20 protein-coding genes and 2 tRNA genes are annotated in these 21,813 nt (G+C 38.5%); 8 read left to right on the top strand and 14 right to left on the bottom strand.

The window, feature by feature from the left end:
* Nucleotides 1-249 precede the first annotated feature (249 nt).
* From mutS to J4051_RS02685, 3 genes are all read left to right on the top strand, one after another.
* Nucleotides 250-2,862 carry a DNA mismatch repair protein MutS gene (mutS, locus tag J4051_RS02675; RefSeq protein WP_208232204.1) on the top strand — a complete coding sequence of 871 codons (2,613 nt, stop codon included), beginning with the start codon at nt 250-252 and terminating at the stop codon, nt 2,860-2,862.
* A 111-nt stretch (nt 2,863-2,973) separates the two neighbouring features.
* A tRNA-Gly gene (locus J4051_RS02680) sits at nt 2,974-3,049 on the top strand.
* A 72-nt stretch (nt 3,050-3,121) separates the two neighbouring features.
* A tRNA-Leu gene (locus J4051_RS02685) sits at nt 3,122-3,205 on the top strand.
* A 159-nt stretch (nt 3,206-3,364) separates the two neighbouring features.
* Here J4051_RS02685 and J4051_RS02690 read toward each other — a convergent pair.
* The 4 genes from J4051_RS02690 to J4051_RS02705 form a co-directional block, all read right to left on the bottom strand.
* Nucleotides 3,365-3,769 carry a type II toxin-antitoxin system HicB family antitoxin gene (locus J4051_RS02690; RefSeq protein ID WP_208232205.1) on the bottom strand — a complete coding sequence of 135 codons (405 nt, stop codon included), beginning with the start codon at nt 3,767-3,769 and terminating at the stop codon, nt 3,365-3,367.
* A 49-nt stretch (nt 3,770-3,818) separates the two neighbouring features.
* Nucleotides 3,819-4,001: a type II toxin-antitoxin system HicA family toxin gene (locus J4051_RS02695; RefSeq protein WP_208232206.1), complete on the bottom strand. Its 183-nt coding sequence runs from the start codon at nt 3,999-4,001 to the stop codon at nt 3,819-3,821.
* A 137-nt stretch (nt 4,002-4,138) separates the two neighbouring features.
* On the bottom strand, nt 4,139-4,378 hold the full coding sequence (locus J4051_RS02700; protein ID WP_208232207.1) for a hypothetical protein: 240 nt from the start codon (nt 4,376-4,378) through the stop codon (nt 4,139-4,141).
* Nucleotides 4,379-4,480: 102 nt separating this feature from the next.
* Entirely contained in the window at nt 4,481-5,716 is a 1,236-nt protein-coding gene (locus J4051_RS02705; RefSeq protein WP_208232208.1) for a 3-deoxy-D-manno-octulosonic acid transferase, read from the bottom strand.
* A gap of 213 nt (nt 5,717-5,929) precedes the next feature.
* Here J4051_RS02705 and J4051_RS02710 point away from each other — a divergent pair, with 213 nt between their 5' ends.
* From J4051_RS02710 to J4051_RS02725, 4 genes are all read left to right on the top strand, one after another.
* Complete coding sequence (locus tag J4051_RS02710) at nt 5,930-7,069, top strand: DegT/DnrJ/EryC1/StrS family aminotransferase (protein ID WP_208232209.1); 1,140 nt, start codon at nt 5,930-5,932, stop codon at nt 7,067-7,069.
* Nucleotides 7,070-8,092: a UDP-glucose 4-epimerase GalE gene (galE, locus tag J4051_RS02715; protein ID WP_208232210.1), complete on the top strand. Its 1,023-nt coding sequence runs from the start codon at nt 7,070-7,072 to the stop codon at nt 8,090-8,092. It begins immediately after the preceding gene.
* Between the two features lie 10 nt (nt 8,093-8,102).
* Entirely contained in the window at nt 8,103-9,380 is a 1,278-nt protein-coding gene (locus tag J4051_RS02720; protein WP_208232211.1) for a metal-dependent hydrolase family protein, read from the top strand.
* A 262-nt stretch (nt 9,381-9,642) separates the two neighbouring features.
* On the top strand, nt 9,643-9,834 hold the full coding sequence (locus J4051_RS02725) for a hypothetical protein (protein ID WP_208232212.1): 192 nt from the start codon (nt 9,643-9,645) through the stop codon (nt 9,832-9,834).
* A 45-nt stretch (nt 9,835-9,879) separates the two neighbouring features.
* On the opposite strand, the gene lspA is transcribed toward J4051_RS02725, so the two are convergent.
* From lspA to J4051_RS02750, 5 genes are all read right to left on the bottom strand, one after another.
* Complete coding sequence (gene lspA, locus J4051_RS02730; RefSeq protein WP_208232213.1) at nt 9,880-10,380, bottom strand: signal peptidase II; 501 nt, start codon at nt 10,378-10,380, stop codon at nt 9,880-9,882.
* A gap of 3 nt (nt 10,381-10,383) precedes the next feature.
* Nucleotides 10,384-11,277, bottom strand: a complete 894-nt coding sequence (fabD, locus tag J4051_RS02735) for an ACP S-malonyltransferase (RefSeq protein WP_208232214.1) — start codon at nt 11,275-11,277, stop codon at nt 10,384-10,386.
* Between the two features lie 233 nt (nt 11,278-11,510).
* On the bottom strand, nt 11,511-13,070 hold the full coding sequence (locus J4051_RS02740) for an NAD(P)/FAD-dependent oxidoreductase (protein WP_208232215.1): 1,560 nt from the start codon (nt 13,068-13,070) through the stop codon (nt 11,511-11,513).
* Nucleotides 13,071-13,135: 65 nt separating this feature from the next.
* Entirely contained in the window at nt 13,136-14,410 is a 1,275-nt protein-coding gene (locus J4051_RS02745) for a chloride channel protein (RefSeq protein WP_208232216.1), read from the bottom strand.
* Between the two features lie 10 nt (nt 14,411-14,420).
* The gene (locus tag J4051_RS02750; protein ID WP_208232217.1) at nt 14,421-15,335 is read right to left on the bottom strand and encodes a dihydrofolate reductase; all 915 of its coding nucleotides are present in this window, start codon (nt 15,333-15,335) and stop codon (nt 14,421-14,423) included.
* Nucleotides 15,336-15,630: 295 nt separating this feature from the next.
* Between J4051_RS02750 and J4051_RS02755 the strand changes: the two genes are divergently transcribed.
* The gene (locus J4051_RS02755) at nt 15,631-15,927 is read left to right on the top strand and encodes an isoamylase early set domain-containing protein (RefSeq protein WP_208232218.1); all 297 of its coding nucleotides are present in this window, start codon (nt 15,631-15,633) and stop codon (nt 15,925-15,927) included.
* Nucleotides 15,928-16,099: 172 nt separating this feature from the next.
* Here the strand turns inward: J4051_RS02755 and J4051_RS02760 are convergent, their stop codons facing one another.
* The 5 genes from J4051_RS02760 to J4051_RS02780 all read right to left on the bottom strand — a co-directional run bounded on the left by J4051_RS02760 (nt 16,100) and on the right by J4051_RS02780 (nt 21,693).
* Entirely contained in the window at nt 16,100-16,924 is an 825-nt protein-coding gene (locus J4051_RS02760; protein ID WP_208232219.1) for a thymidylate synthase, read from the bottom strand.
* A gap of 419 nt (nt 16,925-17,343) precedes the next feature.
* On the bottom strand, nt 17,344-19,050 hold the full coding sequence (locus J4051_RS02765) for a nucleoside transporter C-terminal domain-containing protein (RefSeq protein WP_208232220.1): 1,707 nt from the start codon (nt 19,048-19,050) through the stop codon (nt 17,344-17,346).
* A gap of 12 nt (nt 19,051-19,062) precedes the next feature.
* Entirely contained in the window at nt 19,063-19,671 is a 609-nt protein-coding gene (locus J4051_RS02770; protein ID WP_208232221.1) for a bifunctional nuclease family protein, read from the bottom strand.
* Between the two features lie 197 nt (nt 19,672-19,868).
* Nucleotides 19,869-20,831 (bottom strand): electron transfer flavoprotein subunit alpha/FixB family protein, encoded by a 963-nt coding sequence (locus J4051_RS02775; RefSeq protein WP_208232222.1) that lies wholly within the window; start codon nt 20,829-20,831, stop codon nt 19,869-19,871.
* A gap of 115 nt (nt 20,832-20,946) precedes the next feature.
* Nucleotides 20,947-21,693 carry an electron transfer flavoprotein subunit beta/FixA family protein gene (locus J4051_RS02780; protein ID WP_208232223.1) on the bottom strand — a complete coding sequence of 249 codons (747 nt, stop codon included), beginning with the start codon at nt 21,691-21,693 and terminating at the stop codon, nt 20,947-20,949.
* Nucleotides 21,694-21,813 lie beyond the last annotated feature (120 nt).

Raw genomic sequence — 21,813 nt, forward strand, 5'->3', positions numbered from 1 at the left:
CTGAAAATGCAAATCTCTCAAATTTCGCACAAATTCACTGATTTCATATAAATTCAATAAACCCTCCGTGCAACTCCGTGAAAACTCCGCGTATCTCTGTGGTATAACCATTCAAGAATTCATGGCCGCCTCACCCGTTCATTAATTGTAAATAACTTCTGCCCACTCCGTTTTCCAAACCCTCAAATAATAAGTACCTTAGCAGTCCTGATATTCAGGTCAAAAATACCACTAAAAAATACAAATCCATTGGCAAAAAAAGTAAAAAAGGAAACGCCGTTAATGAAACAATACAATGCAATAAAAGCAAAGTATCCTGATGCCTTATTGCTTTTTAGGGTGGGCGACTTTTATGAAACCTTTGGACAGGATGCGGTGAAGGCTTCCAAAATATTGGATATTATTTTGACCAAACGAGGTGCCGGAAGCGACAGTGAAACCGAACTTGCTGGATTTCCACATCATTCTATCAATACCTATTTGCCAAAATTGGTCAAAGCGGGTTGCCGTGTTGCCATTTGTGATCAATTGGAAGATCCTAAGCAAACAAAAACAATTGTAAAGCGTGGCGTAACAGAATTGGTAACTCCGGGAGTAGCCTTGAACGATGATATTTTACATTCCAAATCCAATAACTTCTTGGCTGCCGTCTGCTTTGGCAAAAACTTGATTGGAGTTTCTTTTTTGGATGTGTCCACAGGTGAGTTTCTGATATCCCAAGGAAATGCTGAATATGTAGATAAATTACTTCAAAACTTCAGACCTAGTGAAGTTTTAGTTTCTAAGCCAAAGCGCAATGTGTTTAAAGATACCTTTGGCCCAGAGTTTCATACGTTTTATATGGAAGATTGGGTGTTTCAGGATGATTACGCCACTGAAACCTTGCTCAAGCATTTTCAAACAAAATCCTTAAAGGGTTTTGGGATTGAAGAATTATATGAAGGTATCGTTGCTTCAGGAGCTGTATTGCACTATTTGAGCGAAACCCAACATCATAGACTTCAGCATATCACTGCCATTCAGCGGATTACCAAAAATGATCATGTTTGGATGGATCGGTTCACCATAAGAAACCTGGAGCTTTATCAATCCTACAATCAAAACGCAGTGACCTTGATTGATGTGATTGATCGTACCATTTCACCTATGGGAGGCCGTTTACTGAAACGTTGGCTAGCGTTGCCGCTTATTGACATGGATAAAATCAACCAACGTCATGAGGTGGTTCAGTATCTTTTGGATGATGCTGTGATTCTGAAAAAAATACAGAATCAGATTAAATCTATCAACGATATTGAGCGCTTGATTTCAAAAGTGGCGACGGTTAAAATTTCTCCGAGAGAAGTCGTGCAGTTAAAAAATGCTTTGGAGGCCATTGTGCCCATAAAAGCGCTCACGCAGAAAACTGACAATAAAGCCCTGCAACATATTGGTGATAGTTTGGAGCTATGTGAAGAACTGCGCCAACGTATCAAAGCCACATTAAATGAAGAGGCACCGGTAAATATATTAAAAGGCAATACCATTTCGTCTGATTTCTCAGCGGAATTGAAAGAACTGAGATCTTTATCTACTTCTGGGAAAGACTATTTAGACGCGATGTTGCAACGTGAAAGTGAAAACACGGGAATTACTTCACTCAAAATAGCGTCCAATAATGTATATGGGTATTATATAGAAGTGCGCCACAGCCATCGTGATAAAGTGCCTGAGCATTGGATCAGAAAGCAGACCTTGGTGAATGCAGAACGGTATATCACAGAAGAATTAAAGGAATACGAAACGAAAATCCTTGGGGCTGAAGAGCGGATTCTGGCCATTGAGCAGCAACTATTTTCCGAATTAGTGTTGTGGATCGGGCAGTTTATAAAGCCTGTACAGAAAAACTCGGCCTTGATTGCGCAATTGGATTGTTTATGCGGATTTGCCCAATTGGCTTTTGAAAATAAATACACCCGTCCAGAAATCAACGATTCTTTTGCTTTGGATATCAAAAACGGACGGCATCCTGTTATTGAAAAGCAATTGCCACACGGCGAGCCTTATATTGCCAACGATGTTTATTTAGATCGAGATAAACAACAAATCATCATGATTACGGGGCCTAATATGTCTGGTAAATCGGCCATATTGCGTCAAACAGCATTAATTGTATTGTTGGCGCAAATGGGAAGCTTCGTGCCTGCTGAGCATGCTAAGATCGGGTTGACCGATAAAATCTTTACACGGGTAGGAGCGAGTGATAATATTTCGATGGGCGAATCCACTTTTATGGTAGAGATGAATGAAACGGCTTCCATTCTGAACAATATCTCTGAGCGAAGTTTGGTTCTATTGGATGAAATAGGACGTGGTACAAGCACTTATGATGGTATTTCCATCGCATGGGCCATTAGTGAGTATTTACACGAGCATCCAAGTAAGGCCAAAACTTTATTTGCTACCCATTACCACGAGTTGAATGAGATGACCGAAACCTTTGCGCGCATCAAAAATTTTAACGTATCCGTTAAGGAATTGAAAAACAATGTGCTTTTTTTGAGAAAGCTGGTTGCAGGTGGTAGTCATCATAGTTTTGGAATCCATGTGGCTAAAATGGCGGGAATGCCACAGCAAGTCATTCATCGTGCGAATAAGATTTTAAAGCAATTGGAAAAATCGCACAGCAGTGAAGAGTTGACCGATAAGGTTAGAACCCTTGAAAATGACATGCAATTGAGCTTTTTCAATTTGGATGATCCTTTGTTGGAGCAGATCAAGGAGGAAATCGTCAATATTGATATTGACGTTTTGACCCCCGTTGAAGCGCTTATGAAATTGAATGAAATTAAGCGTATGTTGTTGAAAAAGAAACGTGCATAAAAAAAACGTCTTTTTTTGCTTAAAAGGCTTTGCAATTCTAAGAAATGTATTAAATTTGCCCTCGCAATCCGATAGACGTCGGATGATGTTCTTTTATTTAATTGCAATAACGCGAAAATAGCTCAGTTGGTAGAGCGCCACCTTGCCAAGGTGGAGGTCGCGGGTTCGAATCCCGTTTTTCGCTCCATTCAAAAAAGCAAGAGTGTGAATTCCGCAGCCGCGGGACGTTGTTTTAAAGCAATGAATACTTTGTGCATTTGCTCAAGTGGTGGAATCGGTAGACACGCCGGACTTAAAATCCTGTGTCCATTAGGACGTGCGGGTTCAAGTCCCGCCTTGAGTACTAAGCCCTGATAATCAAAAGATTGTCAGGGTTTTTTTGTTTTTACAATATTCGTGTTTGAATGATATGAGTTCAGTTTCTACTTCTCGAGATATTATTTTTCGAATTAAAAGTAAATCATAGATTAGTGGTGTATTAAAGGAAGCCCTTAATTCATTATTAAAATGAAACGGACAATAATTCTTGGCCTAATTCATGGACGGCATCCTCAATTTCCTTTAGTCGTTTTTCTGAGGCGTTTGCTTTGCCAGATGCGTATTGACGCAACAAGGATTTATTGATATTTGCTTTTTGGGCTATTCCTGTCATGCTTATCTCTGGAACTAATTTGAAGAATTCTTGTAAATCCAGTTCATATACCAAATTCGGATTTTCAAATTCCTTGACCCAATCTTCGCTCAATTCTTTTGCTGTCTCAATATAATCAGAATAGGCTTGTTCAAAATTTTTTTTCAATTCTGACAATGATTCCCCAAAAGCACTGACAACACCAGGTGTGTTGGTAGAAGTTCCCCAATAGATGCCTTCTTTTGCCTTTTCAACATATACGTTAATAGTTTTCATAATTCGTAATTTTAGATTGTGGGCGCGATTACCTTCTTTTATAACTTTATTATTTTAGGCCAGCTTGTTTTAAAATTGAATTTGCTGTTCCTATCGGTACATCTTTTTTAGGATGAGGAATGGTGACGATACCTTTTTTATTAGGATGCTTGAAATGATGATGGCTGTCTTTCGTTCGGACTAATTTCCACCCATCCTCCTTAATCAACTTTATCAAAGAGCTTGACTTCATAATATGAATATATAAAAAAATGCTATATAACAATTTTGTTATATAGCATTTTTTAGATTTCTAATTAGAATTTGTAATTCTAAGATCAAATATGTCAGTTGCGAAGTAGTGAACTTGGCAGTTGTAACAACTTAGATTTAGTTATCGTCACCAACAACTTCTTTTGCTGCACTATCAACAGCTTTACCGGCTTCTTTAACTTCCTTGGCAGCATTGTCAATAGCTTTTCCAGCTTTCTCTAATGCACCCTCGGTTTTGTCAGTTTCCTTTTCTATAATGATCACTGAATCATCGGATTTTTTGTCTGTATCTCTACATGATGTCAATGAGAAGCCTAAGGCAAGTACTAAGGCAGAACTTAATAGTAATTTTTTCATTATAATTATTTTAGTGTTAATTAACGACTCGAATTTAAGGAACTTGAGGATGATCTCAATAAAATTGTGATTATTTTTTAGATATTGAACGGTATCGATAGCTTATTTACGGATATAGCTCATTATTTGGATCACTGCCCCTTTGTTTTTATTAATGAAGGTGCTGTTCAAATCACCGAGTGCTATTCTTTCTTCAGAATTTTTAAGCAATCGATTGAGCGAAGCCTGAAGTTCCTCCTTGTTTTTTATTGACATGACACCGCCATTTGCTATCATTTGAAAGGCTTCGGGGAATTTCTTATAATTTTTTCCAATGATTATAGGAACGCCAAATACAGCGGGCTCCAATATATTGTGAAGTCCGGTTTTACCCATGGCACCACCCACATAGGCTATATTGGCATAACTGTAGATCTTGCTTAAAATGCCTATGGTATCGACAATGAATACTTCAAACTCCGAAAGGGTCTTAATGTTTTTTTCTGAAAAAAGAACGGTTTTCTTGTTAAGCTGACTGACAAAATGAGCAATCTGATTGCTTTTGATATTGTGGGGCGCTATGATAAATTTGACATCATCAGATGTAATCGAATTAATATAGGCTATAAACAATGCTTCATCTTCTGGCCACGAGCTTCCAAGGACAACACATAGCTTGCCATCTACAAAGTCTTCTATAAATGAGAGCTTATTGTCCTGTAGGAGTTGATCGGAAACTCGGTCATAGCGTGTGTCTCCTGCTACGGTAACATTATCAAAATGATTCGAATTCAGTAAATTCTTTGAGCTTTCATCTTGGACAAAAATATGTTCAAACGTTCTTAATGCGTTTTGCATCATTCCACCATAAAATTTGAAATAGGATTGTTCCTTTCGGAAAACGGCAGAAATCAGAATGGCTCTTAAGTCTTGTTTTTTTAATTCGTTGAGGTAATTTGGCCAAATCTCATATTTCACAAAGATCGTCAGTTCAGGGTTGACAAGCTTTACAAAGCGCTTTGTATTGCTCTTTGTATCCATGGGAAGATAAACCACCACATCTGCAATCTCAGTGTTTTTTCTTATTTCATAACCTGAAGGCGAGAAGAATGTCAACACGATTTTATGATGGGGATTTTCCGTCCTTAGTTGTTTGAAAATTGGAAGTCCTTGTTCATATTCGCCAAGAGACGCACAATGGAACCAAAAAGTTTGGTCATGATTGGATAGGTGTTCTTCTAAAATTTTGAAGGTTTTTGAACGACCCTCGACGCCTAATTTGATTTTTTTATTAAAAAAGGCGAGAATCTCAAGAATAAATCCGGCGATATACAGTGCTATGTTGTAAAGTGAATTCAAGAAGATTGATTTGCGCTAAAATACATTTCTTTCTATTAGGTTGCTTTAAAATCACTACGGAATTTTACTCGTGTGGGAGATAAATCGAACCGATTGATGTATCAGAAATGAAATTAAACCTTTAGGAATGATTGGTATAAGCAGCGTAATTTCGTAATTTCGCTACCTAATAAAACCTTGGAATTTTATACTATCCATTCTACATATAACGCGATGAAAAAAATACAAATGGTTGATCTCAAAGGTCAATATCAGAAAATTAAAGACGTTGTTGATGCGTCTATTGCTGAGGTTCTTGATACTACGGCTTACATTAATGGGCCGCAAGTACATAAGTTTCAGAAAAATTTGGAAGACTATCTTGATGTCAAACACGTCATCCCTTGTGCCAATGGTACAGATGCCTTACAGATTGCCATGATGGGCCTGGATTTGAAACCGGGAGACGAGGTGATTACGGCCGATTTTACATTTGCCGCTACTGTTGAAGTCATTGCATTATTGCAATTAACCCCAGTTTTGGTGGATGTTGATCCAGAGACTTTTAACATCGATATTGACGCCATAAAGAAAGCAATCACACCAAATACTAAAGCAATCGTTCCTGTGCATTTGTTTGGCCAGTGTGCCAATATGGAAGCCATCATGGAAATTGCCAAAGAACATAATCTATTTGTAATAGAAGATAACGCGCAAGCCATCGGAGCAACTTATACCTATAGTGATGGTAGAAAGGCCAAAATTGGTACTATTGGGCACGTGGCATCTACGTCGTTTTTTCCTTCGAAAAACTTGGGCTGTTATGGTGATGGTGGTGCTATTTTCACCAATGACGATGATTTGGCACATAAGCTAAGAGGAATTGTGAATCACGGGATGTATGAGCGGTACCATCATGATGTGGTGGGTGTTAATTCGCGATTGGATTCTATTCAAGCTTCTGTTTTGAATACAAAGCTGGAACATTTGGATACTTATAACGCGGCACGATTGAAAGCTGCCAATGCTTACGATAAAGCTTTTGAAGGCCATAAGAATATTGTCACACCTTTTAGAGAGGGTACTGAAGACAACCATGTATTCCATCAATACACCTTAAAAGTAAAGGATACCAATCGGGATGCCTTGGTAAAACATTTAAATGACAACGGGATTCCTTGTGGTGTGTATTATCCCATCCCATTGCATCTCCAAAAAGCGTATAAGGATTCAAGATATAAAGAAGAAGATTTTGTCGTCACCAATCAGCTGGTAAAAGAAGTCATTTCGTTGCCTATGCATACTGAATTGGACGCCGATCAAATTGAATTCATAACGTCAACAGTTATTAATTTTGTAAATTCAAATTCATAAATGAAAAAGGTTTTAGTTACAGGAGGTTTAGGTTTTATCGGTTCGCATACCGTGGTGGAATTGCAGCAAAAGGGTTTTGAGGTGGTTATTATCGATGATCTTTCCAACTCATCAATTGATGTTTTGGCGGGAATAACTGCGATTACTGGTAAAGCTCCAGTGTTTGAAAAATTGGATTTAAAAGAAAAATCCAAAGTAGAATCCTTTTTTGAGAAACATCAGGATATTGTAGGTGTCATTCATTTTGCAGCGAGTAAGGCCGTAGGCGAGAGTGTTGAAAAACCATTGCTTTATTATGAAAACAACATCAACACCTTGGTGTATGTCCTTAAATCTTTACTGCATTTGCCAACTCAAAACTTTATCTTCAGTTCTTCCTGTACCGTTTATGGACAAGCAGACCAAATGCCAATTACCGAATCTGCTCCGATAAAAGTAGCAGAGTCGCCTTATGGCAACACCAAGCAAATTGGAGAGGAAATTATCAAGGACACGTGCAAGGTTAATGATACTTTAAATGCCATTGCACTTCGTTATTTTAATCCAATCGGTGCTCATAGCAGTATCAAAATAGGGGAATTGCCAATTGGCGTACCACAAAATTTGGTACCATTTATCACCCAAACTGCTGCAGGATTGCGCAAGGAACTTTCCGTTTTTGGGGATGATTATCCAACGCCAGATGGTACTTGTATCAGGGATTATATTCACGTAGTCGATTTGGCAAAGGCCCATGTGGTGGCTCTGGAAAGATTAGTTGGAAAGAATAACACCTCAAATTATGAGATTTTTAATTTGGGAACAGGGAAGGGGAGCTCTGTTTTGGAAGTCATACAGTCTTTTGAAAAAGCCTCAAGTCAGAAACTAAATTACAAGATTGCTCCACGGCGAGAAGGTGATGTCATTCAGGCCTATGCCGATACGACGAAAGCGAACACCGAATTGGGCTGGAAAGCAGAAAGCAATTTGGACGAAGCCTTGCTATCCGCTTGGAAATGGGAAAAACATCTCAGAAATATATAAAACCACAACCATGAAAAAAGCACTTCTTTTTTGCGGCCTTTTAGTCAGTACGCTATTAATTGGCCAAAACACGTATTTACATTGCGGAAAATTGATTGATACCAAGGAAGGCAAAGTTTTGACCAATAAAACGATTGTTGTTTCAGGAAAGAAGATCATCGCTATTGAAAACGGCTTTTCGACACCTAAATCTGCTGACGATACTGTCATTGATTTGAAATCAAAAACGGTTATGCCTGGACTGATTGATATGCACGTTCATATTGAGGGTGAAAGCAATCCTGCATCATATCTACAGAAGTACACACTCAATGAGGCGGATGTTGCCTTTAATGCACAAAAGCTTGCCAATGTGACCTTGATGTCGGGATTTACAACCGTGAGGGATTTGGGTGGCTCAGGCGTTAATGTGGCTTTGCGGAATGCTATCAATACAGGAAAGGTTGACGGCCCAAGAATTTTTACTGCCGAAAAATCCTTGGCGACCACAGGAGGTCATGCTGATCCTACAAACGGTTCCAAAAAGGAATTAATGGGCGATCCCGGACCCAAAGAAGGCGTGGTCAATAGTGTTGAAGACGCCAAAAAAGCAGTACGTCAGCGTTATAAAAATGGTGCAGATTGGATAAAAATTACAGCTACTGGTGGTGTCTTGAGTGTTGCAAAAAGTGGACAGAATCCACAATTTACCGTAGAAGAAATAAAAGCTATTTGTGATGCGGCAAAGGACTACGATATGAACGTCGCTGCCCATGCGCATGGCGATGAAGGCATGCAGCGCGCTATCCTTGGAGGGGTCAAAACCATTGAACACGGTACATTTATGAGTGATGAAACTATGGAACTCATGAAAAAACACGATGTGTATTTGGTGCCGACAATTATTGCTGGAAAATCAGTTACTGAAAAAGCTAAAATTCCTAATTATTATCCTGAGGTGATCGTTGGTAAAGCTTTGGATATTGGTCCAAGAATGCAAGCCATGTTTGCAAGAGCTTATAAAAAAGGCGTCGGAATTGGGTTTGGAACAGACGCTGGTGTTTTTGCTCATGGTGAAAATGCCAAAGAATTTGGATATATGGTAGAAGCAGGAATGCCTCCAATGAAAGCACTCCAAAGTGCCACAGTTACCAATGCCATGTTGTTGAAAATGGAAAATGAAATTGGACAATTAAAAGATGGGTTCATAGCGGATATTGTCGCCACAAATGAGGATCCAACCGAGCATATTGATACCATGACCAATGTTGTATTTGTGATGAAAGAAGGTAAAATATACAAAAAATAGCTGTTTTAGCATTAAATATCTCCTAACCATGTATGGTTTCAATTGTTAATATGGCAATAATAGTGCTTGATAATTATTGGTGTCATAATTAACATGTTGATAAACATGGTTTTAACAGGATTGATTTGGATGTTTCCCTATCAATTCGTTTCTTTGTAGTTAATGTTCACTGGATAAATGATGAAATGAGCCTGAAAAATTCTATCAAATAGCATTGAAATGGCGAATGGATTTGACCGTTAAAAACAAAAGAAAAAAACAAATGAAACTGTTTAGTATTAAGAGAGAAACAAAAGCTGAAGGACGATTTACACCAAAGATGGGTGCATTAGTAACGAGAGTTACTTACATTAAAAAGCAATTTTTAAGTATTCCATACAAAACACTTCATAAGTATAGAGAAACCTATTATGGAGAAGTCAAGGATTGTGAAGATTGCAACCTTGCAAATTAGATAAAGATTAAAAAAAGAAGAAGCCTCATGAAAATGAGGCTTTTTTTATGTGTTTACTTTTTCTTGTTTCTTCTGTTTAAAGCTTGCAATAACCAACAAGATCATTCCAAAGCTTACGGACATATCGGCAACGTTAAAAATGCCGGTTCTGAATACGCCACCTAAATCGATATGAAAAAAATCGGTGACTGATCCGTACATAAATCGATCAAAAACGTTGGCAATCCCACCACCTACAATGCAACAAAATGCAATCAGGCTTAATCTATCCAAGGTTTTGTTGGTGATGATATAATACAACACGCCACCTAATACAATGACCGGCAAAATCAATAATAGGATCCATTTTAAAGTTGGGCTCAACTCACTACCCATGCCTAAAAATGCGCCAGAGTTTTCGACTTTGGTCATGATAAAGGTGTCGCCGATGACTTCAATAACTTCATTGGTTGCAATTTTTCCCCTAACAATGACTTTTGAAATTTGATCTATAGCAATATTGGCAACAATCAATACGATGATGCTTAAGGTTCTTGATAACTTCATGGATTATGAATTAGGAGTGAACGTAGCTGCAGCCGTTTGTGCCTCTCGGTTTATTTTTTTGACCAAACCTTGCAAAACATTTCCTGGACCCACTTCAGTGAATAAAACAGCGCCATCTGTAATCATTTGCTGTACAGATTGTGTCCAGCGTACCGGTGCAGTCAATTGAGAGATTAAGTTAGCTTTGATGTCATTTTCATTGATGACGGCACTTGCGGTAACGTTTTGATAGATTGGGCAATTAGGTTTGCTGAACGGTGTGTTTTCAATGGCCGCTGCCAACTCTTCTCTTGCAGGTTCCATCAAAGGAGAATGAAATGCACCTCCAACTGGCAATACCAAGGCACGTCTTGCGCCGGCTTCTTTCAGGGCTTCACAGGCACGGTTGATCGCATCTACCTCACCAGAAATAACCAATTGACCAGGGCAATTGTAGTTTGCAGCCACAACGATACCTTCTGTTTTAGCACATATATCTTCCACAATAGCATCTTCTAAGCCTAAAACTGCTGCCATAGTACTTGGTGTGAGTTCGCAGGCTCTTTGCATGGCCAAAGCACGTTGCGAGACCAATTTCAATCCGTCTTCAAAAGATAAAGCGCCATTGGCAACCAAAGCTGAAAATTCGCCCAAGGAATGTCCCGCAACCATATCAGGTTTGAATTTATCACCTAAGGTTTTTGCTAAAATTACCGAGTGTAAAAAAATAGCAGGTTGGGTTACTTTGGTTTCTTTAAGATCTTCGGCAGAGCCTTCAAACATGATGTCAGTAATATGAAACCCTAAGATATCATTGGCTTTTTCGAAAAGTTCTTGAGCTAAAGCTGATTTTTCGTAAAGGTCCAATCCCATTCCTGTGAATTGGGCACCTTGACCTGGAAATATGTATGCGTTCATTATTGTCAGTTTTTAGATGTGCAAAAATAGGAATATTTTTTTAGAGGCGGTCATACTTCATTAGGAGAGAATTCAAAGTTCAAAAGTTTATGTTTCGAGTTCAATGTTCAAAGTTTCAAGAATCTCTAATTACTAATCACCGAACCTTTTAATTTCTTTCTTTGTTGAACCTTCGTGTCTCCTTTGTGTAATAACTATTTTTCGTGAATTTGTCAATCGTCAATCGAAAATCGTCAATCAATAATCCCACAAGCAGCTTCCGCGCAACGTTCACCATCCATCGCCGCTGAAACGATACCACCTGCATAACCGCCACCTTCGCCGCAAGGGAAGAGATTTGAAATTTGAGGATGCTCAAATCGATCATTTCTGGGAATACTCACGGGAGACGAGGTCCGTGATTCTACCCCTATAATGTTGGCTTCTTCTGTGTAATAACCTTTCATTTTTTCACCAAAAATTTTGAATCCGTTCCGTAGGCTACCGCCAATAAGTTTGGGTAATAAGGAATGTAAGGGTGCCGATTTCAGTCCAGGTTGATAGGAACTCGGGTTGAGGTCTGCAGAAAGTTTACCTTCCACAAAATCTGTTAAACGTTGCGCTGGCGCAGTTTGACTTCTTCCACCGGCGGTATAAGCCAACTGCTCTAAATCCTTTTGATATTCCAAAGCTTTAAAAACTCCAAAATGTTCGTATTTATATAAATCTTTATGGGCGTTAATTTCAACCACGATACCTGAATTGGCAAATTGGTTGTTTCGTTTGGACGGTGACATGCCATTAACGACTACCTCACCATTTGCTGTGGCAGAAGGCACAATAAATCCGCCAGGACACATACAAAAAGAATAAACCCCTCTACCGTTCACTTGTTCCACAATACTGTAAGAGGCGGCTGGTAATAAGGCATCACGATCGCCACTGCAACTATATTGAATGGAATCAATGATGTGCTGTGGATGTTCCACACGAACCCCCATGGCAAAGGACTTGGCTTCTAACGCAATATTTTTATCGTTGAGCAGATAATAAATATCTCTTGCAGAATGTCCTGTGGCTAAAATGACCTTATTGACGTCCATGGCTTCGCCATTTTGAAGTACAAGCGTCTTAATATTATTGTCTTTTATAATAAAGTCGGTGACCTTGGTGTTAAAGTGGACTTCGCCGCCATGATTTGTGATGGTTTCACGAACATTTTGAACCACTTTCGGTAGTTTGTTAGTTCCAATATGAGGATGGGCATCTATTAGAATCTGATCGGTAGCACCATGAAAGACGAGATTTTCAAATATGCGACGGACATCGCCTCTTTTTAAGCTTCTGGTGTATAATTTACCATCGCTATAAGTACCAGCGCCACCTTCTCCAAAACAATAATTGGAATCTTCATTCACATAATGATCCTGATTGATGGCTTTCAAATCGCGCCGTCGGTCCTGAACATTTTTGCCGCGTTCCAGAACAATCGGTTTAAAACCCAATTCTACACACCGCAGTGCCGCATACATTCCCGCAGGTCCAAAACCGATGATGTGAACGGGTTTTGCTTTGGATACATCGCGATAATCAAAGTGATAATCAGAAGTTTCAGGAACAGGTTCGTTGATGTAGACAGCCACTTTATAATTGAAAATAATCTGCTTCTTTCTGGCATCGATGGATTTGCGGAGTACTTTAACCCCCGAAATCTTAGCTTCTGGAATACCAAGAACTTTAGCACTTTTTCGAGTTAAGATATTAGGGTGCTTTTCCTCCAAGAGGGTTACACGAAGCTGAATGTCTTTTATCATGACGCAAAATTAATTAAAAAGCAATTAGGATAAGTGTGAAGAGAATTATATTCTTTGATCCGTATTCATGCTTCCTTATTCTCCATTTGAGAAGAAATAAAAGGAATTCTCGGCGCTAAAAAGTACCCGGTCAGACTCGCAAACAAGATGGGAATAAAATAGGTGAATCCTGTTAGTGTGGCTAATAAAATCGTAGTACTCATAGGTGTTCGCGTAACACATGCATTTATGGCCGCCATACAACTCACAATAGTTAGCGACAAACTAATGGAAGGGATAAATTGATGAATGATCAAACCTAATGTGGCGCCGCAAAAGAACAGGGGAATGATAAAACCGCCTCGCCATCCTGAAGTCACCGTTATTGCAATAGCTATAATTTTGAATATTAGAATGGCGATAAGCATTTTTAACGAAAAATCGCTGATCAAAAGTGTGTTCAGTTCGTAATGGCTAAAGTATCGCGTTAATGGCAGATAGTATGCTATAATACCCAACGAGATACCGCCGATGAGTGTCTTGATATAAATTGGGACCACTAATTTTGAAAACAGCTGTTTAAACATTTTAGTGCAAAAAATAAAAAACCAACCAAAACAAGTAGCGATAATCGCGAAGAGTACGGCGTATAAAAAATCGAATTTGCTCAACATTTCGTAAGTTGGTAAATTCCAGAGTGCTCCCACACTCAATTGCGTAATCAATGCGAATACTAAATAACTAAAGCAACTTGCTACAAAAGCTGGCATGATGGCCTTGTAATATTCGACCGCATGTTTATGGTGCAGAATTTCAAGAGCGAACAAACTACCACCTAAAGGAGCGCCAAACATGGCGGTAAAACCAGATGCCATCCCGGCAATACTCATGGATCTCAGGTCTTCACCTTTTAGGCGGAATAACTTTCCAAGCCAGGTGCCGGTAGAGCCGACCACTTGAACTAACGGTGCTTCCGGGCCAAGACTACCACCCGACGCAATACAAAGTAAAGATGATAAAATCATGGAAGGATTGTTCTTGGGGTCAAGCTTTCCTTTGTTAAATCGGATATTGTTGACAATAAGATGGATTTCGCCAGGGTCTCCAATAAAATGAATGATCAAACCCGCCAACAAGCCACAGATGGCCATCGTCGGAATGACGAGCCAGCCATCAAAATAGGCTAACTGATGTGTGAAAAACTCAAGAACTAACCAATATATTCCAGCAATGACCCCGCCAAAAAGACCTAAGAACGCCCATAATATAAATTTTCGACTGAATAAAAACGGGTTGAACCGAATGGGCTGATCGAGAATATTAAGGTAGGTGACTAACTGCCTTCTTCTTTTAAGCTTCACTTTTTAGTTTTTATCTTCTCTGGTAAGTAATGAATGAAAAAGAATACTTGTGGTGCTCATCTTTTTGATGTGAGATGTTTTCGGTTTCTGTCCAAACTGAAGGGTCTATTTTTGGAAAAAAAGCATCCCCATCAAAACGTTCATGAACTCTGGTCAATTCTATTTTATCGGCATAAGGCATAGCTTGTTGGTAAATTTCGCCACCACCAATAATAAACGGTTGCAGATCATTTTTAGCGGCATCCAAAGCATCTTCCATGTTATGGACTACAATGACACCAGTAGGAACTTGATAATTCTGTTGACGTGTAATAACAATGTGTGTTCTATTGGGAAGCGGCTTACCGAAACTCTCAAAAGTTTTCCGACCCATGATGATGCAGTGATTTGAGGTCAGATTTTTAAAACGTTTTAAATCGTCACTCAAATGCCAAATCAATTGGTTGTCTTTACCAATGGTATCATTTTCGGCAGCGGCTGCGATTAGGGTTAAATTTTTATGGACTTTCGTTTTTTTTTCAATCACTGGAGTTGTTGGCGCATTAGTCTCTAAAGGATATTTTTTATCAACCTCCGCCTGAAGTTTCGAAATTCGTTCTTTTTGTTTGGCAACCAACTTAGTCAATTGCGCATCTTCCCATGCCTTGCCCATAAATTTATGGGTGATAAACACGTTGAAAAGATGGAAAACAAAAAGAAATAACCAAGCTAAAATGGCAAATACGAACCAATCCAATCCCCATATTTTGGTTTGCTCTCCTAAGCCTATAACGGTGTTTAAAAAGATGAGGAAAAGTGCACCAATTAAAAAGATCACAAAATGGTAGTACAAGCGCTTTTTCTGCTTGATTCTGCGTTGTGACGTTTCAATGAGCTCCAGTTGCTCTTTATCTATTTTTTCTACAGGTCTTTTCTTGCCGAACATGATGTTAAAATTTTATGTAAAGTTAGTTTTTTTTGATGAAATGATTAATTCAAACTCTCGATCTTTGAAATAAGTCATGAAATATTTCGAATTTAAAGCAAAAGCATTGATAATCAGTGTAGAAGAAAATTCAAATTACTAACAATACAATAACATAATGTAAGTTTTATTACTAAGTTGAAATATTTTGAAACACATTCTTATCAAATTGATAAATCTTTGGTATTGCGATGGTTAAATGTTTTAAATTATTGAATTATGTTTATATTTGCCGCAAAATCAATTAATTTGAATTATGGCAATTACAAAACAATACTTAAAAAGTAAACCGGTTTGCAAAGTTACTTTTACAGTACCTGCTGAAGACGCTAAAAAAGTAAGTGTTTTAGGGACTTTTAATGAATGGAATGAGAAAAAAGCTCTACAGCTTAAGAAATTAAAGAACGGAACATTTAAAGGCACTATAGATTTAGAAAAGGACAACTCTTATGAGTTCAAATATCTTGTAGATGGTACTTTTATCAACGAGGAGGAAGCTGATGCTTACAAAACAAATGAATTTGGAGGAGAAAATGCAGTTTTAAATCTCTAACAGATTCTTTAAGTAAAATAAAAAAGAGCGTTTTTCAATTGAAGAACGCTCTTTTTTATTCCCACCAACGGGTTTTAGTGCCCTTAGGTTTTGGTGTTATATACTATCTATGATTTTTGGGCTTTCAATGCGATGGTCCATCTGTTCGGAATCCTTTATATTAATGGTTGCTTTAAACCGCCACAACCCCTTTAATATGTGGATGTGGATTGTAATCTTCTAAAGTGAAATCTTCAAATTTAAAGTCGAAAATATCCTTGACTTCAGGATTTAGAATCATTTTTGGAAGTGGTCTGATTTCGCGGGACAATTGCAGTTCCAACTGTTCTATATGATTGTTGTAAATATGAGCGTCGCCAAACGTGTGGATAAAATCGCCTGCTTCGTAACCACATACTTGTGCCATCATCATCGTGAAAAGTGCATAGGAACCAATATTAAAAGGAACCCCTAAAAAGATATCCGCACTTCGCTGATAGAGTTGGCAGGATAGTTTCCCATCGGCAACGTAAAATTGAAAAAAAGCATGACAAGGAGGGAGTGCTGCTTTACCATTGGCAACATTTTCTGAAAATGATTTCGATGTGTCAGGTAATACCGAAGGATTCCAAGCAGAAACCAACATTCGGCGACTATTGGGATTGTTTTTAAGCGTGTCTACAACGTCTTTTATCTGATCGATCTCATCATTGTTCCAATTGCGCCATTGGTGTCCGTACACAGGGCCTAAGTCGCCATCGGAGTCCGCCCACTCGTTCCAGATTCTAACGCCATTGTCGTTTAGGTAATTAATATTGCTATCCCCTTTTAAAAACCAGAGCAACTCATAAATAATGGATTTTAAGTGGAGTTTTTTAGTTGTCACCATCGGAAAACCTTGGCTTAGATCAAAACGCATTTGATATCCAAATACACTTTTGGTTCCAGTTCCGGTACGGTCTCCTTTTTGGGTGCCGCTTTCTAATACATGCTTTACGAGGTCGTGATATTGTTTCATATTTATTTCCCACGAAAGTGGAAATCTCATTAAATTAAACTTTCTTTTTACTTAGAAGCCAAAATTAAAGAAAGTTAAGAACTTCTCGAAGTGATATGTGTGTTAAAGTTATAAGTTACGAGGCTTCAGTTGTAGGATTACTACTAATGCATTAAGGAATGTTCTGATCTATTCGCTGTAATGGTTAAAAAAGGGGTAGAAGGTTTTGAGATTTATAAGTCATATATAGATCTAAAGCTAATTCGGGAATGTTTAATTATCTATATATCAAGCAGTTGAAATGTCATTTCAAAAACCTATTAGATTAAAAATGAAATTTTATAAATTAACGTGTCAGTACTATAGTGTGATATTAAGTTTGACGATGCAATGATGTTACGAACTTAAAACTTTAAGATTTCTGCCTTCGCAGGAATTGGTTACCCAATAATCATTCCTGCAATAGTAGCAGACAGTAATGATGCGATAGTTCCACCGATAAGCGCTTTCATTCCAAATTCGGATAAGGTCTTTCGTTGTCCTGGAGCCAAAGAGCCAATGCCACCAATTTGAATCCCGATGGATGCAAAATTTGCAAATCCGCATAACATATAGGTGGCCATTATAATTGATTTTTCAAACTTCAAGTGGGTCACGCTTGCGACATTTTTAAGTTCTGCCAATTGGATATAGCCAACAAATTCGCTCGCCACTAATTTGATGCCCAGCAATTGTCCCATAAGTGCCATGTCTTCCTTTGCAACACCAATGAGCCACATTAAAGGAGAAAAAATATAACCTAATATAAATTCTAATGAGAGGGCAACGTAGGGCGTATTATTGGCTATTAATGTATTTAGGCCCGTCACGTTTCCGAGTTTGCCAAACCCGTAGTTGATCATCGCAATGAAAGCGATAAAAACTAGAAGCATAGCACCAACGTTGGCGGCTAATTTCAAGCCTTCAGTGGTCCCATTGGCAATGGCATCTAAAATATTGGAGCCAATATTTTCTTGTGAAACCTCAATCTCCGTATTGATCGGTTTTTGTTGTGGATATAGCATTTTTGAAATCACAATTGCACCAGGGGCTGCCATAACGGAGGCTGTCAATAAATGTTTTGCATAAAACAATTTAAGAGCTTCATCTTCGCCTCCTAAAAACCCGATATATGCTGCCAATACACCGCCAGCAACCGTGGCCATACCTCCAATCATGACCAAAAGAATTTCAGATTTGGTCATTTTTTCCAGATAGGCCTTGATCATTAGTGGCGCTTCTGTTTGACCTAAGAATATATTCCCGGCGACACTTAAGCTTTCTGCACCAGAGATCTTTAAGAGCTTGGTCAATATCCAAGCCATGCCTGCCACTACTTTTTGAATGATTCCTAAATAAAATAACACGGAAGTTAAAGCCGAAAAGAAGATGATGGTAGGTAGAACCTGAAATAAAAAGATGAACCCAAAACTGCTGATGTCCATCATACCCCCGAGTAGAAACTCACTTCCTGCCTGAGTAAACTCCAAAACTTTCACGAACATCTTTCCGACAATCTCGAATCCCTTTTGTACGAATGGAACTTTTAAAACACCAATAGCCAATAGTAATTGTGCTGCCAATCCGAAACCAATTGTTTTCCAGTTGATAGCTTTTCTGTTTTGGCTCAAAATAAACGATAACAATAGCAAAACAAACATGCCTAAAGCACCACGGAGCAAACTGGACATTGTAAAGCCCTGACTAGGTATAATACTACTTGTAGCCGCTTCAGTGACAATTAATGTGTCTTGTGGCGTTGAGAAAACATAATTGACATCTTCTTTATGAAGAACTAATGTTGAATCCGTTACGTTTTTAATTTTAAATCGCTCAATATCTTCAGATGCATTATCGTAATATAAAACCAGCAATTTATTTTGCGTAATGTAATTGCCTTTGGAAACACTACTGTCTTTTGACTTTAAATAGAAAACAAAGTCGCCATCAGTTAAGTTTAAAACGTCAGTTTCCGAATCAATGTTATAAAGATTGACACCTTGATTGTCTTGGACGGCTTCAAATTGCCATTTCTTTTCTATGCTTTGTGCTAATGTTGTTGTTACTCCAAAAAAAATAGCTGTAAAAGCTAAAAAGAAATGTTTCATCTGATAGATCGTTTAGCGTTTGGAGATTTCATCCCTAAGTTTTGCGGCCAGCTCATAGTCTTCGCTTAAGACTGCTTGCTCCAATAAGGAATGAAGTTCAGCAATGGTTTTGTTTTTCAAATCATCTTGAATGGTGGATTCTATTTCTTCCGCGACCAGATCATCCAGAAGAATACTATCCTGTTGTTCCTCATCTTTTTGAGGATTGACCTTGAGGTAGATCCCCGCTTTGTCCAAAATGTTCTTATAAGTGAAAATTGGTGCTTGAAAACGTAGAGCTAAAGCAATGGCGTCACTGGTTCGTGCGTCTATGATTTCCTCAATTTTATCGCGTTCGCAGATTAAACTAGAGTAAAATACACCATCTACCAATTTATGAATGATGACCTGTTTGACAATAATATCAAAACGATCGGCGAAATTTTTAAAAAGATCATGGGTTAATGGGCGTGGTGGGCGAATTTCCTTTTCGAGAGCAATGGCAATTGATTGAGCCTCAAAAGCTCCAATCACAATTGGGAGTTTACGATCGCCGTCTACTTCATTCAAAATCAAGGCATACGCACCATTCTGCGTTTGGCTGTAGGATATTCCCTTTATGTTCAATCGGACTAAACTCATATAAAATAAAAAACAAATAACTGCTTAAATTAGGACTTTACCAACTGTGATCACCATATTTTTTTGGGAAGATCCCCAGAGAAAAAAGATTATGAAAATTTTTGCCACAAATACATGAATCCTTTTTTGGATTTTAGTCATGCATTTATGGCAACTAATTTCTGTACCAGTCGCATTGCTGCTACAAGTTAAGAAATTTAAGCGTTTTGTGCCTTAAATTCCTTTAATTTTTCCGTTAGTTTTGGAACCACTTCAAAAGCATCGCCAACTACACCGTAGTCTGCGGCCTTGAAAAATGGAGCTTCTGGATCAGTATTGATCACGACTTTTACTTTGGAAGCATTGATTCCTGCTAAGTGTTGGATAGCTCCAGAAATACCAATGGCAATATATAAGTTTGCTGCTACAGGTTTTCCGGTTTGGCCTACGTGTTCTCCATGAGGTCTCCAGCCGAGGTCAGACACTGGTTTAGAACATGCTGTTGCTGCTCCTAAAACTTCGGCCAAATCTTCAATCATTCCCCAGTTTTCAGGGCCTTTCAATCCGCGTCCGGCAGAAACTACAATTTCAGCATCTGCAATGGTTACTGTATTGGTAGCCTTGTCAACCGAGTCCACGTGAACACCATTTTCTGGTATGGATGGTGAGAAATCTTCTGTAGCTGCACTGGCAGAATTTTCTTTTAATCCGAAGGCATTTTTTGAAACCCCAACAATCTTTATATCGGTGTCGATCGTCGAAAAGATAAATGCTTTATTGGTGAAAGCGGTACGTTTAACTGTAAATGGCGAGGCACTTGTTGGCGCTTCAACCACGTTAGAGGCATAGCCAGCGTCTAAACCGACAGCCAACAATGGTGCAAGGTATTTACTGTCTGCACTTGAACTGACCACAACCACTTTTGTGCCTTCTTTTTCAGCAGATTGTTTGATAATATCGGCGTAGATTTTAGCATTAAAAGCATCCAATTTTGAATCTTTTACCTTTAATACTTTGTCAACCCCGTAAGTGCCCAATTCTGAAACATCATCGGCGTTGATAGTGATGGCAGTTACCGTTGTTCCCATTTGGTCCGCAACAGCTTTTGCGTAGGAAGCCACTTCAAAAGCAACTTTCTTAAATTTTCCTTCTTCTGATTCTGTATATACTAAAACTGACATAATCTTTTATTTTTTATCATTCCCACGAAAGTGGGAATCTCATGATTAATTTCTAAATTTTCAATGGTCAAACTCCAAGTTCTGTTGTTTTGCTTTGGAATTCAATTTTGGATTTTTATATGACCTTCGCCTCATTGTGAAGTAAGCTTACCAGTTCATCGAGGTTATCAGGAGACACCATTTTTACAGCACCTTTTGGCTCTGGTTTTTCAAACTTAACCGTTGTTGTTTCTTTTGTTGCTTCAACTGGCTCTACCACATTCAAAGGTTTTTGACGTGCCTGCATAATTCCTCTCATATTTGGGATTCGCAGATCACTCTCTTCAACCAATCCTTTTTGACCACCAATAACAAGTGGCAAAGATGTAGATACGGTTTCTTTTCCACCATCAATCTCTCTTACGGCTTTGGCGTTTGTACCATCTACCTCAAGACTGATACAGTTGGTCACAAAGTTGGCACCAATTAATTCTGCCAACATACCTGGGACCATGGCACCATTATAATCAATAGATTCACGGCCAGCAATCACCAAATCATAACCACCATCTTTGACCACATTCGCCAACTGCTTAGCAACTGCAAAACCATCTGTTGCAGGTGTATTGACGCGAATGGCACTATCAGCTCCAATGGCTAATGCTTTACGTAAAGTAGGTTCAGTCTCTGGACCACCAACGTTAATAACATCCACACTAGCGCCTTGTTTTTCCTTAAACCACATAGCGCGGGTCAAGCCAAATTCATCATTCGGATTGATGACAAATTGTACACCGTTAGTGTCAAGTTTGGTGTCTCCATCCGTGAAATTAATCTTCGAAGTCGTATCAGGTACGTGACTAATACATACAAGTATTTTCATGTTTTATAATTTTATATATTAATAGTTTTGTGGGAAACTGCCACTTAAAACTGTTGTCTATTTATACTGGAGACGAAGTTAAATATTTTAGACGACATTTTTACTATGCATGCATAATAA

The sequence above is a fragment of the Gelidibacter pelagius genome, assembly GCF_017581925.1.
GTDB lineage: Bacteria > Bacteroidota > Bacteroidia > Flavobacteriales > Flavobacteriaceae > Gelidibacter > Gelidibacter pelagius.

Bases quoted from the DNA above. Each gene is read 5' to 3' on its own strand.
- galE (WP_208232210.1), top strand. From the start codon at position 7,070: ATGAAAAAGGTTTTAGTTACAGGAGGTTTAGGTTTTATCGGTTCGCAT.
- J4051_RS02710 (WP_208232209.1), top strand. From the start codon at position 5,930: ATGAAAAAAATACAAATGGTTGATCTCAAAGGTCAATATCAGAAAATT.
- J4051_RS02720 (WP_208232211.1), top strand. From the start codon at position 8,103: ATGAAAAAAGCACTTCTTTTTTGCGGCCTTTTAGTCAGTACGCTATTA.
- lspA (WP_208232213.1), bottom strand. From the start codon at position 10,380: ATGAAGTTATCAAGAACCTTAAGCATCATCGTATTGATTGTTGCCAAT.
- fabD (WP_208232214.1), bottom strand. From the start codon at position 11,277: ATGAACGCATACATATTTCCAGGTCAAGGTGCCCAATTCACAGGAATG.
- J4051_RS02770 (WP_208232221.1), bottom strand. From the start codon at position 19,671: ATGAGTTTAGTCCGATTGAACATAAAGGGAATATCCTACAGCCAAACG.
- J4051_RS02775 (WP_208232222.1), bottom strand. From the start codon at position 20,831: ATGTCAGTTTTAGTATATACAGAATCAGAAGAAGGAAAATTTAAGAAA.
- J4051_RS02725 (WP_208232212.1), top strand. From the start codon at position 9,643: ATGAAACTGTTTAGTATTAAGAGAGAAACAAAAGCTGAAGGACGATTT.
- J4051_RS02780 (WP_208232223.1), bottom strand. From the start codon at position 21,693: ATGAAAATACTTGTATGTATTAGTCACGTACCTGATACGACTTCGAAG.
- J4051_RS02765 (WP_208232220.1), bottom strand. From the start codon at position 19,050: ATGAAACATTTCTTTTTAGCTTTTACAGCTATTTTTTTTGGAGTAACA.
- J4051_RS02755 (WP_208232218.1), top strand. From the start codon at position 15,631: ATGGCAATTACAAAACAATACTTAAAAAGTAAACCGGTTTGCAAAGTT.
- J4051_RS02750 (WP_208232217.1), bottom strand. From the start codon at position 15,335: ATGTTCGGCAAGAAAAGACCTGTAGAAAAAATAGATAAAGAGCAACTG.
- J4051_RS02695 (WP_208232206.1), bottom strand. From the start codon at position 4,001: ATGAAGTCAAGCTCTTTGATAAAGTTGATTAAGGAGGATGGGTGGAAA.
- J4051_RS02760 (WP_208232219.1), bottom strand. From the start codon at position 16,924: ATGAAACAATATCACGACCTCGTAAAGCATGTATTAGAAAGCGGCACC.
- J4051_RS02740 (WP_208232215.1), bottom strand. From the start codon at position 13,070: ATGATAAAAGACATTCAGCTTCGTGTAACCCTCTTGGAGGAAAAGCAC.
- J4051_RS02690 (WP_208232205.1), bottom strand. From the start codon at position 3,769: ATGAAAACTATTAACGTATATGTTGAAAAGGCAAAAGAAGGCATCTAT.
- J4051_RS02700 (WP_208232207.1), bottom strand. From the start codon at position 4,378: ATGAAAAAATTACTATTAAGTTCTGCCTTAGTACTTGCCTTAGGCTTC.